Below are 11,979 nucleotides of genomic sequence, written 5' to 3'. Positions count from 1 at the left end.
ACAGGAAGTACGTTAGGTCAGATTTGCGACAGCAGCGTGGCGGCGTCGCTGACTTCGAACTTGCCAGGACCTTCCACGTTCAGCTGCTTGACCACGCCGTCGACGATCAGCGCCGAATAGCGTTGCGAACGCACGCCCATGCCGCGTGCGATCAGGTCCAGTTCCAGACCCAGTTCACGGGTCCACAGCGCCGAGCCATCGGCCAGCATGCGGACACGGCCTTCGGTCTTTTGCTCGCGGCCCCAGGCGCCCATGACGAAAGCGTCGTTGACGGCCACGCACCAGATTTCGTCCACGCCCTTGGCCTTGAAGGCGTCGGCTTGTTCCACGTAGCCCGGCAGATGCTTGGCCGAGCAGGTGGGGGTGAAGGCGCCCGGCAGGGCGAACAGCGCGATGGTCTTGCCGCGCGTCAGGTCCGAAACCTGGAACGCGTTGGGGCCCAGCGAGCAGCCGGCGGTTTCGGTTTCGATGAATTCGGTCAGGGTGCCTTCCGGCACGCGGTCGCCGACTTTGATCGTCATGGTATCTCCAGGGAAAGTGGGGCAATGCATTGAGGCAGGATCGCCTCACACCCTCCATCATAGTGCGTGCGCGCCCTGCCCGCTGCGCCAGAGCGACGCGAAAAAATCACGCACAGTCTGAAACGACTCCACACGCGGCCCACATGGCCTGGAAACGGCTGCTTGCCATAATGCCCGAGTGAGCCACGCCCGCGGGACCTGCAAGACGGCCCGCCGGGCATCAAGCGGAGATTCACCGATGCACAAGCTCTTGACTGGCCTGGCCTGGGTCCTGGCCACCGCCGCCGCCCCGGCCTGGGCCGCGCCGGATGCAAGCGAGCAGGCCCAATACGATTCCTTCGTGGTCGCCGCAGGCGCGTCCAATGGCGCGGCGCGCGCGTGCGGAGCGTCGGAACCCGATCTGGCGCAACATCAGGCGACGGCGCAGAAGAACCTTGCTCAGTACGCCAAGGAATACGGCTTTTCCGCCGCGTCCTACGACGCCTTGTTCAAGCAGGGCTTGGCCAAAGGCAAGACGATGATGGACGATATGAAGCGGTCCGGCGTCGATGGTTGCCGTGGCGTGCTGGGCAGTTTCCAGAACGAGCGCGCGATCAGCTACGAAGATATGAAGAGCGCGCTGGCCGAGGTCAGCGACGGCCTGCCGGGCGAAGAGGCGCAATAGGCCTGGCCGTCCGAGTAGCGCGCCACGTACAACGCTGCGAGTGCCCGGAATGCGCGACGCACGCCAGTGCAAGCTTGGGCAAGCAGCATCCTTTGCCGCAAGCCCGATCCAACTACCGCGCAGACCGTTGCAAGGCCGGGCCCGGTGTGCCGCCCGGCCTGCCCGCCCCGTCGTCCCGAGCCCTGACTACAGGCCGTTCTGCTTGAACCAGTCCAGCATCCGCGTCCAGGCCTGCTCGGCCTCGGGCTTGCGATAGGACGGCCGGTAGTCCGCATGGAATGCGTGCGGCGCGTCGGGGTAGACGTCGATCCTTGACGCCTTGGCCGCGGCCGGCCCCTTGGCCAGTTCGATGCGCATGCGGTCCACGTCGCTGAGCGGGATGCCGGCATCCTTGCCGCCGTACGCGCCCAGCACGGGAGCCTTCAGGTCGTTGACCAGGCTCAACACCGACTTGGGCTTGAGCTCGCTGGGTTCACCGGCCAGCTGGCCATAGAACGCCGCGCCCGCGCGCAGCTTGGGGTTGTGGGCCGCGTACAGCCACACCTGACGCCCGCCCCAGCAAAAGCCCACGATGCCCAGCCGGTCCGGATTGCCGCCATTGGCCGCCGCCCATTTCGCGGTGGCGTCCAGGTCGCCTTGCACCTGCGCGTCGGGCACCTTGCCGATGATCTCGGCCTGCAACTTGGGGATTTCGGTGTACTTGGACGGATCGCCCTGCCGCGCGAACAGTTCGGGCGCGATGGCCAGGTAGCCCAGGTGGGCCAGCCTGCGGCACACATCCTGGATGTACTCGTGCACGCCGAAGATCTCGGACACGACGAGCACCGTGGGCAGGTTCTTCTTGCCTTCCGGCGCGGCGCGGTACGCCGGCATCTTGCCGTCGGCCGTGGGGATGTCCACCTTGCCCGCCGTCAGCCCCTTGGCGTCGGTGGTGATGGCGGTTTGCGCCACGGCAGTCCCGGCCGCCAGCGAAAACCCCGCTGCGACGGTCGTGGCGATGAAGCCTCGCCGATCCAGCCGCAGGGGCGGCAACAGGCTGTCGAAGTGCGCGTCCTGATCTTTCATCGAGAATCTCCTGGCAAAAAAAGCCGGGCCCCGCACGCGTCGCGCGGCTGGGGCCAGACCGGGTTCACTTCAGGGAGAAGTCCACGCGCGAGGGTTGCCCCTCGTCTTTGATGCCGTCCGCATCCAGCTGCGGCGCGACGATGAAGACACGGTCCGCGAGTCCTTCCTGGGCTTGCAACTTCTCATAAACCGCCTGCGCGCGGGCATCGGCCAATTGGCGCAATTGCTCATCGCCCACCGGCGCCACGCTGCGCAACATCGCTTCCATCTGCTCGGCCGGCACCGACTTGGACATGCCGATGAAATTGCGCGGCTTGTCCTTGATGTCCGTGTCGTCGTAGACGGCTTCCAGATACTTGGCGCGCTCGGCGGCCGACACCTGCACCCCGGCAGGGTTGGGCTTTTTGCCGCGCGGCGCGGTGGCGGCGGCCTTGGCTTCGCGGATGCGCGCCTCGACCCAGGCCTGGCGCAAGCCGTCGAGGTCGGTCTTGGGATCGGCGCGGCCGCTGATGTCCATCTTCAGCGCGGGACGCTCGGTCAACGCCTTGGTCAGCGTGTCGATCCGTTGAATCGACGCATCGGTCAGCACCGCGCTGCCCGGCGCGAATTCCACATAGGACAATTCTTCGCCGCCGCCGAAAGCCGAGGCCAACAGGCTGAAAGGCGACGTCACCGCCTTGACCACCAGGTTCAGCAAGACCCGCACCACGATGCCGCCCACCGAGAACTCGGGATCGTCCAGCGAACCGGAAATGGGCAGGTTGATGTCGATGTTGCCGCGCGAATCTTTCAAGAGCGCCACGGCCAGCAGGACCGGCAGCTTGGTCGCGTCGGGGCTGTTGGTCTTGTCGCCAAAGGTCAGCTGGTTCAGCACGACGTGGTTGGACGCCTGCAACGCGCGGTCCTTGATCTTGTATTCCAGGTCCACCGACAGCTTGCCGCGCTTGATCGGGTAGCCGACGTACTTGGCCGAATAGGTGTTGAAGCGCGGCAGATCCACCCCCTTGGCCGACGCTTTCAGATCCAGCGTCAGGTACTTGGCGAATGGCTGCACGATGCCGCTGATCGACAAGGGCGCCGTGGTGTACACGCGCCCCGTGACCTTGACCTTGGCGGGCTGCGGGTTGGTGGACGAGACCGCCGTGATCGCGCCTTCGATCGCGGACAGTTCGGCCACATAGTTCGGCTTGACGAAGCGGTCGGTAAACGTCATGCGGCCGCGCGACAGCGTGACGCTGTTCACGGCGATGTCGGGCATCGCCGCGCTGGCGGCTGCTTTCGTTGCAGCCGGAGCGGCGGGGGCCTGGCGGCCCGGCGTCTGCGTGTCCTGTGTGATCGAACCGCCCGCCTGGCCGGGCGCGGCGATCAGATCCATGACGTTCAGGCGGCCCTGCGCGTTCAACAGAATGCGGCCGTAAAAGTCCTCAAGCGCGATGTCGCCCAGCTTGGCGCCCACCTTGTCGCCCGCCACGGACACGTCCATGCCGGCAAACGCCAGCCGCTTCCAATTCAGGAAGTCGTCGTTGTTGACCCGGTCTTGCAAATCGACGCCCGTAATTTCGACGCCGCCCTTCCAGTTGACCCGCAGGGGAGCGTTGCCCGTGGCGGCGGCAAACGCCACGTCACCCTTCGCGCCCAGCGTGATGGCCCGCACGGTGGCGTTCAGGCTGCCCGCCGCGTAGGCGGCGAAGGGCGCGACGTTCAGGTCGGACAGATCCACCGACGAGGCAAGCGTCAGCGGCTGCGGGGTGAATGTGCCTGCCAAATTCAGTTTGCCGTTGCCCTGGATGCCCGCCGCAGCCAGCGTGAAACGGCTTTGGCCAGGGCCCATCGCCAGGCGGTCGGCCGTGATGTGCAGCGATTGCAGCGCGATATCCAGCGGGGGCTTTTGCGCTTCGTCACGCGCCTTGAATTGCGTCAGGTCCGCCTGCACGGCCGTGGCCGAGGCGTCGATGGCGCCGTCTTTTTCACGCACGTGAATCTGCGCGGTGGCGCCCAGGCGTCCGTCTTGCAGCAGGATCGGCGCGACGCTGCGCACGGCGGGAGCCAAGGGCGCCAGGGCGATGTTGCCCAAGCGCACGTCCAGTTCGAGCGACAGGGGGGCCAGTTCCAGCGGCCCCTTGGCGCGGATCCAGCCGCCGTCGGTGCTGTTGTCCACGTTCAGCCAGAGATCGACGGGCTGGTTCTTGACCTCGGGAATCTCCACGCCTTCAACGGTGGCGCCGATGCCGGTCATCACATAATCCAGCTTGCTGATCGCGTCCGTTACGTATAGCTCGCCTTCATGCAGGTTGAAGGCGTCCAGCGTCACCTTCCATTCGGACGGCGCGGGCGGGGTGGCGGGTGCAGCCGGTGCGCCAGAAGCCGCAACAGGAGCGCTACCCGACGCAACCGCAGGCGCACCAGCAGGGGCAGCGCCAGGGGCCGCAACAGGAGCATTGCCCGGCGCAACCACAGGCGCAGCACCAGAGGCCGCAGCAGGAGCACTACCTGGCGCACCGGCAGGCGCAGCACCAGACGCCCCAACAGGAGCACTACCCGGCGCACCCGCAGGCGCAGCACCTGAGGCCGCAGCAGGCGCACTACCCGGTGAAGCCGCGGGAGCAGCGCCAGACGCCGCAGCAGGAGCACTACCCGGTGCAGCGCCAGGGGCCGCGCCGGCCGGCGGCTTCGGCAGAACCTTCAATCCCATATCGCGCTTGAGTTTGTCCGCCACCGGCGTCTCGGTGGGGGCGACGCCACCCAGCGCCTTCAGCTTGACGACCACGTCCTGCCAGTTCAGGTGCTCATTGGCATAACGCCGCACATGCACCTGGGGCGCCCACAAGCCGATCTCGCCGATATAGGCCTGGCGCGCGATCGGCTCCAGTTCCAGGCGCGTGACCGTCAGCGCGCTCCAGGCGGCGAGCGTGTCGCCCGCGCTGTCCTTGAGATCGAAACGGCGCAGCCCCAGATCGCCCACCACGCGGATCTTGGGCGGCGCATCCTTGGGCTGCTCGAACACCACTTGCAGATTCGAATCCAAGAGCGCGCTGTTCAGCTTGAACGGCAGCGGCATGGGCCACACGTCGGCCCACTTTTCCAGCTGTAGCCCGTTGAACGCCACGCGCAGGGTCGAGGACGGCACCTTGTCGAACGGCCGCGCCACGCCGGTCAGATCAAAGGGGCTGCCGTTGATCCGCAGATGCAGGCGCGGCTGCACGTCGATATCGGTGGCATAGCCAAAGGTGGAGATGAACGGCACGCCCAGGCCCAGCTCGTCCACCACTTGCTTGCGCCCGGTGACCTTGTCGTCCAGCGTGATGGCGCCGCCTTCGATGACCATGTTGTTCAACGAAAACCGGGGCAGGCCGGCATCGGGCTTGGGCGGCTCTGCGGGCTGGTCGGCGGTTAATTGCGCGACGCGTTGCTGTATGTCAGAGAAATTGAAGCGCGTGACGTCTTCGCGCACGATGGCGATGGTAGGCTGGCGCAGCGTCAGTCGATCCACGACGGGCGCAAACCAGAACAGGGAGCTCCAGGCGGCGCTGACATCCAGTTCGGCCAGCGTCAGAAGCGGCGTCTGCGAGCCCGGTTGGGCCACGGCCAGATCGCGCGCGCGGACTGTCAGGGTGAACGGATTGAAGCTGATCTTGCCGACAGAAACATCGCGGCCGATCAGCTTGGCGACGTCATCGGTCAGGGCGTTGTGCAGCACCCTCGGGACTTGCCATGCGGCGATGCCGCACAGGATCAACGCGACCGCGACGATGCCCAGTAGGATTTTGCCGGCGCGCCGGGTGAACCGAAGCTTGGGGCGCCGCAAGGGCATCGCGAGTCTCCTGTACGAGTTGATGGCGATTATCGCGCCCTGGTTAGCGCTCGTCTATCATAGGCGGAACCGTGGCCCGCCCGGCCTGCCGGGACCGCACTTTTCAAACATTAACAATTCTCGATCCCGATTCCCAATGCCATCATCCACCCCCACCCTGAGCCACCTGGATGAAGCCGGCCAGGTACGCATGGTCGACGTCATCGCCAAGACGGACACGGAACGCGTGGCCATCGCGGTGGCCAGCGTGCGCATGAACGCCGTGGCCTACGGCCTGTTGACGCAGCCGGGCCAGGGCAAGGGCGAAGTGCTCAACACCGCCCGCGTGGCCGCCGTGCTGGCCGCCAAGCGCTGCGCGGAACTGATTCCGCTTTGCCACAGCCTGCCGCTGGCGTTCGTCGGCGTCGACTTTTCGCTGGACGACGCCGCGCACCGCATCGACATCCAGGCCACCTGCCGCACCAGCTACAAGACGGGTGTCGAAATGGAAGCCATGATGGCGTGCAGCGTGGCCGCCCTGACCATCTACGACATGTGCAAGGCCGCCGACAAGGGCATCGTGGTCGAACAAGTTCGCCTTAAATACAAGGCCGGAGGAAAAAGCGGTGAATGGCGCAACGATTAATCTGCTGTACTTCGCCCGCGTGGCGGAACTGGTCGGCAAGCGCGCCGAAGACTGGCCGCTGAACGCCCCCTCCACGGGCGCCGAACTGCTGGCCGCGCTGGGTGAACGCTACCCGCAGCTGGCGCCGGCCAGCCGCCTGAAACTGGCCATCAACCAAACCCATTCCAAGCCGACGGCGACGATCCGGCCGGGCGATGAAGTCGCCGTGTTCGAACCCGTCACCGGAGGTTGAACCCATCATGATCAGCGTCCAGGAAGCCGATTTCGACGCCGCCGCGCTGACGGCCGCGCTACGCGAGAACGCCGGGTCCGGCGTGGGCGGCATCGTCACGTTCGTGGGCTATGTGCGCGACTACGCGCCCGACTCGCCCACCGACACGCTCTATCTTGAACACTACCCGGGCATGTGCGAGCGCGAGCTCGAAGCCATCGCCGATACCGCCCGCCAGCGCTGGAAGCTGGACGGCACGGTCATCGTGCATCGGGTCGGCGCGCTGTCGCGCAACGCGCAGATCGTATTCGTGGCGGCGGCCAGCGCCCATCGCGGCGATGCGTTTCGCGGCTGCGAATACATCATCGATGCACTCAAGACCCGCGCGCCGTTCTGGAAGCGCGAAACGCTGGCCGGTGGCAACAGCTTCTGGGTTGAACAGCGCCAGGCCGACCAGGACCGCACCGACGCCTGGGACGAAGACACCGCCCCCACGAAGGAACGCCCATGAGCGAACCCATTCCCGTCTCGCTGGCCTGCGCCGTGCTGACGATCAGCGACACCCGCAGCGCGGGTGACGACACCTCCGGCAATCTGCTCGCACACAATCTGGCGCATGCCGGCCACCAATGCGTGCGCCGCGACATCGTCCGCGACGACATCTACCAGATCCGCCGCATCATCAGCGACTGGATCGCCGACCCCGAAGTGCAGATCATCCTGACCACCGGCGGCACGGGCTTCTCGCACCGCGATCACACGCCAGCGGCCATCCTGCCGCTGCTGGACCGTGAAATCCCCGGCTTTGGCGAACTGTTCCGGCAAATCTCCTACACCGAGATCGGCAGCTCGACCATCCAGTCGCGCGCGTTCGCGGGCTCGGCCAACCAGACGCTGATCTTCTGCCTGCCGGGCTCGAACAACGCCTGCGAGACCGCCTGGGCGCAGATCCTGCGCGAACAGCTCGACAGCGCGCATCGCCCCTGCAATTTCGCCTCGCATTTCAAGCCTCTGAAAGAAGACCACTGACCCATGCTGGATTTTGATCACGCCCAGACCCTGTTGGCCAACGCGGCGGGGCCGCTGCAACGCCGCGAAGACGTCGGCCTGACCGAGGCCGCCGGCCGGGTGCTGGCGACCGACCTGCAAGCCACGGTAGACATCCCGCCCGCCGACAACAGCGCCATGGACGGCTATGCGCTGCGCGTGGCCGACTGGAGCGCCGGCGCGCGCCTGCCCATCCAGCAACGCTGCTACGCGGGCGATGTGCCCGAACCGCTCAAGCCCGGCCACGCCATCCGCCTGTTCACCGGCAGCCTGATTCCCGAAGGCGCCGACACCGTCGTCATGCAGGAAGACACGGTCGAGGCCGACAACCACGTCGAGATCTCGCGCGCGCCCGCCCCCGGCCAGCACATCCGCCGCCGAGGCGAGGACACGATGGCCGGCGCGCCGCTGCTGTCCGCCGGCGCCCTGCTGCAAGCCGCGCACGTGGCGCTGCTGGCCTCGCAGGGGCTTGCCACCGTGCCGGTGGTGAGCCAGTTGCGCGTGGGCATCCTGACCACCGGCGATGAACTCGTGCCGCCCGGCTCGCCGCGCGCGCCCGAGCAGATCTACAACTCGAACGGCCCCATGCTTGCGGCATTGGCGCGCGGCCTGGGCGCCGTGCCCGTGCACGTGCTGCACGCGCGCGATACCGAAGCAGACCTGCTCGCCGCGTTCAAGACGCTGCTGGCCGATTGCGATCTGGTGTTGAGCGTGGGCGGCGTGTCCGTGGGCGAACGCGATCTGGTCAAGCCCGCGCTGGCCACACTGGGCGGCGAGCTGGCGCTCTGGAAGGTCCGCATGAAACCGGGCAAGCCGGTGGCGCTGGCGCAGATCGGCGGCAAGCCCGTGGTCAGCCTGCCGGGCAACCCGGTATCGGCCTACGCCGTATTCGCCATGCTGGTCTCGCCGCTGGTGCGGCGCATGCAGGGCCGCGAAGAGATTTTCCCGCCCGTCAGCCTGCTGCCGCTGCGCACGGAACATCCGCGCCAGGACGGCCGAGAGGAATTCCTGCGGGTGCAGCGCCGCGTGGCGGACCACGGCAGCGCCGAACTTGTGCCTTACGGCCATCAAGGCTCGGGCGTGATCAGCTCAATGCCTTGGGCTACGGGCCTGGCGCGGCTGCCCGCCGACGTGCTGGTCAACGACGGCGACCGCGTGCCCTATTACGACCTGCGGCACTGGCTGGCGTAGCGTTCGGCCTCGGCCAGTTCATCGGGCGTATTCACATTCATGAAGGCTTGCGGCGCATCGTCAAAATGCGCCGCCACCGCGCCTACCCGCGCCTGCCACAACCCGACTTTTCTATCGCCCGCGCGCAGGTAGGCGTGCAGGCCCGGCAGCAGCGACGGACGCAGCGCCATGCAGGCGGAATGTAGCTGCTCGCCCGCCATGGCGTAGGCCAGCGGCGAGCGGGCCGATTCAGCGGCCTCGATCAGCCGGGCAGCCAGATCGGCAGGCAGGAAAGGCGTGTCGCACGGCACCGCCACGATCCAGTCGGCATCGGCCGCCGCCGCCAGCCCGGCCGCGATGCCCAGCAGCGGGCCCTGGAAATCGCCCAGCGCGGGTTCGCCATCGGCCACCACCGCGCCGTATTGCGCATAGCGGTCGGCGTGCCGATTGGCGCTGATGATCAGCCGCGCCACCTGCGGCGCCAGCCGGCGCGCCACGTGCGACACCAAAGGTTCACCGTTCAAGGGCAGCAGGCCCTTGTCCTGACGGGCCATGCGCGAGCCCTGCCCGCCCGCCAGGATCAACCCGGCGATGCGGGGCGCTGACGACGGCGCGTCAGCCACCGATGTAGCTCATTTCGACTTTGCGGCCCGGGTCCGGCGTGGGATCGGCCATGTTGCGGCCGCGCAGTTCGGAATAGTTGTCGGCGCGCTTGCCCCAGATGCCGGCCAGCATGGCGGCCAGTTCGGCGTCGGTTGCGCCGTCGCGCAGCGGCGCGCGCAGGTCGAAGCCTTCGTGCGCGAACAGGCACAAAAACAGCTTGCCTTCCGGCGACAGGCGCGCGCGCGTACAGCCACCGCAGAAGGCTTGCGTGACGCTGGAAATGACGCCGATTTCGCCACCGCCGTCGGCGTAGCGCCAGCGTTCGGCCACGCGTCCCATTTCGCCCGATTGCACCGCTTCCAGCGGATACACCGAGCCGATGCGGTCCAGCACTTCCTGGCTGGGCACCACTTCGGCCAGGTTCCAGCCGTTGGTGTTGCCCACGTCCATGTATTCGATGAAGCGCAGGATGTGGCCGCTCTGCCGGAAACGCTCGGCCATGGGCAGGATCTGGCCGTCGTTCAGGCCGCGCCGCACCACCATGTTGACCTTGACCGGCGCCAGGCCGGCTTCGGCGGCGGCGTCGATGCCGCGCAACACGTCGTCCGGCGTGAAGCCACTGTCGCTCATGTCCTGGAACATCGCCGCATCCAGGGCGTCCAAGCTGACCGTCACGCGCGACAGGCCCGCGGCCTTCAAGGCGGCGGCCTTGCGCGCCAGCACGCTGCCGTTGGTCGTCAGCGTCAGGTCCAGCGCCTGTCCGGCCGGCGTGCGCAGCGCGGCCAATTGGCCGACCAGGTTTTCGATGTGCTTGCGCAGCAGCGGTTCGCCGCCCGTCAGCCGGATCTTTTCCACGCCCAGCTGCGTGAAGATACCGGCCAGACGGCTGATCTCTTCGAACGACAACAGCGCGGAATGTGGCATGAAGGTGTAGCTTGCGTCGAACACTTCGCGCGGCATGCAGTAGGTGCAGCGGAAGTTGCAGCGGTCCGTGACGGAAATGCGCAGGTCGCGCAGCGGACGCGCGCGCTGGTCCAGCGCGGGCTGGCCGTCAGCGGGAAGTTCGCCGGGCGCGGGCCAGGCCGAGCGGTCGGACCGGCGGTCGGCAAGGAAAATCACTTTGCTCATGGGGCGATCATATATCGGCAAGGGGCGGCGCGTCGCTATGCGAAAGCGTCTTCCAGGGTTTGCAGGCGGCCGGTGTCCTGCGCGTCGTAGCCGACCAGTTGCCCCACGTAGCCGACATAGTCGGCGCTACGCATGATGGACAGCAGGTCCTGCATGGCGGGCGTTTCCAGCGAGGATTTGCGGATGGCGAAGAAGTACCGTTCGCGCACCAGCGGAATGAAGTCCAGCCCGAAGCGGCAGGCGGCGGTTTCCACGCCCACGCCCGTGTCCGCCATGCCGCTGGCGATGTGCGCGGCAATGGCCATGTGGGTGAATTCGTTGGTTTCGTAGCCCTGGACCTCGCCAATGGACACACCCGCGCGTTGCAGCATCAGGCCCACCAGATACCGCGTGCTGGACCCGATCTGGCGGTTGACGAAGCGCACGTCCTGGCGCGCCAGGTCGGCCATGCCCTGGATCTTCTTGGGATTGCCGGCCGTGACGAACAAGCCGGTATTGCGCACCGCCAGGTGGATCAAGAGGTATTCGTCGGCGTGCAGCCACTGCGCGTAGCGCTCCATGATGGGCGCTTCGAAGTCGCCCAGCGGCACCTGAAAACCCGCCAGATCGCATTCATGGCGTTCCAGCGAAGCGAGCGCCTCGATGGCCGTGCGATAGCGTAGTTCCAGCCCCGGCTTTCTGCCGCCCATGTGCTGCATCAGCGATTCCACGGCAAACCCGTGGCTGGCGTGCAGGCGCAGGTGCGGGCCGCTTTCGGGCAGCAGCCGTTCCAGTTCTTCCTGTAGCTCCGAGGCCATGCTGTCCAGCGTGGGCATCAGCCGCGCTTCGATGCGCCGGTTGGCCCACAGCAGCCGCTGCGCAAACGGCGACAGTTGCGTGCCCTGGCGCCGGTTGGTCACCAGCAGCTGCGTCCCAAATAGCGTTTCAAAGCGGCGCAGCACGCCCCAGGCATGCCGGTAAGACAGCCCGCACGCGCGGCAGGCGCCGGTGATGTTGCCCGTGGCGTCGATGGCGGCCAACAGCGCAAGCATGTCCTGCAATGGCAAGGGCGCCGTGTCATCGCCTCCGCCCAAGGTCCATTGCGGCCGCAGCCCAATCCGGAACTTATATGTCATTTATTTCTTATTGAAGACG

12 protein-coding genes are annotated in these 11,979 nt (G+C 66.9%); 6 read left to right on the top strand and 6 right to left on the bottom strand.

From position 1 onward, the window contains the following. Positions 1 to 17 precede the first annotated feature (17 nt). Positions 18 to 521, bottom strand: coding sequence for a peroxiredoxin (locus API01S_RS16540; RefSeq protein ID WP_050731137.1), 504 nt, complete (start codon positions 519 to 521; stop codon positions 18 to 20). A gap of 238 nt (positions 522 to 759) precedes the next feature. Between API01S_RS16540 and API01S_RS16535 the strand changes: the two genes are divergently transcribed. Continuing rightward, positions 760 to 1,185 (top strand): hypothetical protein, encoded by a 426-nt coding sequence (locus API01S_RS16535; protein WP_061305314.1) that lies wholly within the window; start codon positions 760 to 762, stop codon positions 1,183 to 1,185. A 186-nt stretch (positions 1,186 to 1,371) separates the two neighbouring features. Here API01S_RS16535 and API01S_RS16530 read toward each other — a convergent pair whose 3' ends face one another. Both API01S_RS16530 and API01S_RS16525 read right to left on the bottom strand, forming a co-directional pair. Then, complete coding sequence (locus API01S_RS16530) at positions 1,372 to 2,250, bottom strand: dienelactone hydrolase family protein (RefSeq protein WP_061305313.1); 879 nt, start codon at positions 2,248 to 2,250, stop codon at positions 1,372 to 1,374. 64 nt (positions 2,251 to 2,314) lie between these two features. Continuing rightward, positions 2,315 to 6,061, bottom strand: coding sequence for a DUF748 domain-containing protein (locus API01S_RS16525; RefSeq protein WP_061305311.1), 3,747 nt, complete (start codon positions 6,059 to 6,061; stop codon positions 2,315 to 2,317). Positions 6,062 to 6,197: 136 nt separating this feature from the next. On the opposite strand from API01S_RS16525, the gene moaC reads away from it, so the two are divergent. From moaC to API01S_RS16500, 5 genes are read left to right on the top strand one after another with little or no spacing between them, the layout of a single operon-like run. Continuing rightward, positions 6,198 to 6,686 carry a cyclic pyranopterin monophosphate synthase MoaC gene (moaC, locus tag API01S_RS16520; protein ID WP_006221240.1) on the top strand — a complete coding sequence of 163 codons (489 nt, stop codon included), beginning with the start codon at positions 6,198 to 6,200 and terminating at the stop codon, positions 6,684 to 6,686. Beyond that, a complete protein-coding gene (locus tag API01S_RS16515) occupies positions 6,667 to 6,918 on the top strand; it encodes a MoaD/ThiS family protein (RefSeq protein ID WP_006221241.1) in 252 nt (83 codons plus the stop codon). Before moaC ends, API01S_RS16515 begins: the two co-directional genes overlap by 20 nt. Before the next feature lie 7 nt (positions 6,919 to 6,925). Continuing rightward, complete coding sequence (locus tag API01S_RS16510; protein WP_061305310.1) at positions 6,926 to 7,408, top strand: molybdenum cofactor biosynthesis protein MoaE; 483 nt, start codon at positions 6,926 to 6,928, stop codon at positions 7,406 to 7,408. Continuing rightward, a complete protein-coding gene (gene moaB / locus API01S_RS16505; protein WP_006221243.1) occupies positions 7,405 to 7,926 on the top strand; it encodes a molybdenum cofactor biosynthesis protein B in 522 nt (173 codons plus the stop codon). The genes API01S_RS16510 and moaB overlap by 4 nt, the downstream gene beginning before the upstream one ends. A gap of 3 nt (positions 7,927 to 7,929) precedes the next feature. Continuing rightward, entirely contained in the window at positions 7,930 to 9,135 is a 1,206-nt protein-coding gene (locus API01S_RS16500; RefSeq protein WP_061305308.1) for a molybdopterin molybdotransferase MoeA, read from the top strand. On the opposite strand, the gene mobA is transcribed toward API01S_RS16500, so the two are convergent. The 3 genes from mobA to API01S_RS16485 are packed head-to-tail and all read right to left on the bottom strand — an operon-like array spanning position 9,108 to position 11,960. Then, entirely contained in the window at positions 9,108 to 9,737 is a 630-nt protein-coding gene (gene mobA, locus API01S_RS16495) for a molybdenum cofactor guanylyltransferase MobA (protein ID WP_084802446.1), read from the bottom strand. The genes API01S_RS16500 and mobA overlap by 28 nt on opposite strands. Next, the gene (gene moaA / locus API01S_RS16490; RefSeq protein WP_061305306.1) at positions 9,730 to 10,845 is read right to left on the bottom strand and encodes a GTP 3',8-cyclase MoaA; all 1,116 of its coding nucleotides are present in this window, start codon (positions 10,843 to 10,845) and stop codon (positions 9,730 to 9,732) included. Before moaA ends, mobA begins: the two co-directional genes overlap by 8 nt. A gap of 35 nt (positions 10,846 to 10,880) precedes the next feature. Next, positions 10,881 to 11,960 (bottom strand): substrate-binding domain-containing protein, encoded by a 1,080-nt coding sequence (locus API01S_RS16485; protein ID WP_006221247.1) that lies wholly within the window; start codon positions 11,958 to 11,960, stop codon positions 10,881 to 10,883. Positions 11,961 to 11,979 lie beyond the last annotated feature (19 nt).

It is taken from the genome of Achromobacter piechaudii NBRC 102461 (genome assembly GCF_001571245.1).
Classification (GTDB): domain Bacteria; phylum Pseudomonadota; class Gammaproteobacteria; order Burkholderiales; family Burkholderiaceae_B; genus Achromobacter; species Achromobacter piechaudii.
The sequence above is the reverse complement of the archived record's forward strand: the minus strand, read 5'-3'. Positions and strand labels throughout refer to the sequence as shown.

Excerpts from the sequence above, each read along its gene's own strand:
- API01S_RS16540 (WP_050731137.1), bottom strand. The coding sequence starts at position 521 with ATGACGATCAAAGTCGGCGACCGCGTGCCGGAAGGCACCCTGACCGAA.
- API01S_RS16535 (WP_061305314.1), top strand. The coding sequence starts at position 760 with ATGCACAAGCTCTTGACTGGCCTGGCCTGGGTCCTGGCCACCGCCGCC.
- API01S_RS16530 (WP_061305313.1), bottom strand. The coding sequence starts at position 2,250 with ATGAAAGATCAGGACGCGCACTTCGACAGCCTGTTGCCGCCCCTGCGG.
- API01S_RS16525 (WP_061305311.1), bottom strand. The coding sequence starts at position 6,061 with ATGCCCTTGCGGCGCCCCAAGCTTCGGTTCACCCGGCGCGCCGGCAAA.
- moaC (WP_006221240.1), top strand. The coding sequence starts at position 6,198 with ATGCCATCATCCACCCCCACCCTGAGCCACCTGGATGAAGCCGGCCAG.
- API01S_RS16510 (WP_061305310.1), top strand. The coding sequence starts at position 6,926 with ATGATCAGCGTCCAGGAAGCCGATTTCGACGCCGCCGCGCTGACGGCC.
- moaB (WP_006221243.1), top strand. The coding sequence starts at position 7,405 with ATGAGCGAACCCATTCCCGTCTCGCTGGCCTGCGCCGTGCTGACGATC.
- API01S_RS16500 (WP_061305308.1), top strand. The coding sequence starts at position 7,930 with ATGCTGGATTTTGATCACGCCCAGACCCTGTTGGCCAACGCGGCGGGG.
- moaA (WP_061305306.1), bottom strand. The coding sequence starts at position 10,845 with ATGAGCAAAGTGATTTTCCTTGCCGACCGCCGGTCCGACCGCTCGGCC.
- API01S_RS16485 (WP_006221247.1), bottom strand. The coding sequence starts at position 11,960 with ATGACATATAAGTTCCGGATTGGGCTGCGGCCGCAATGGACCTTGGGC.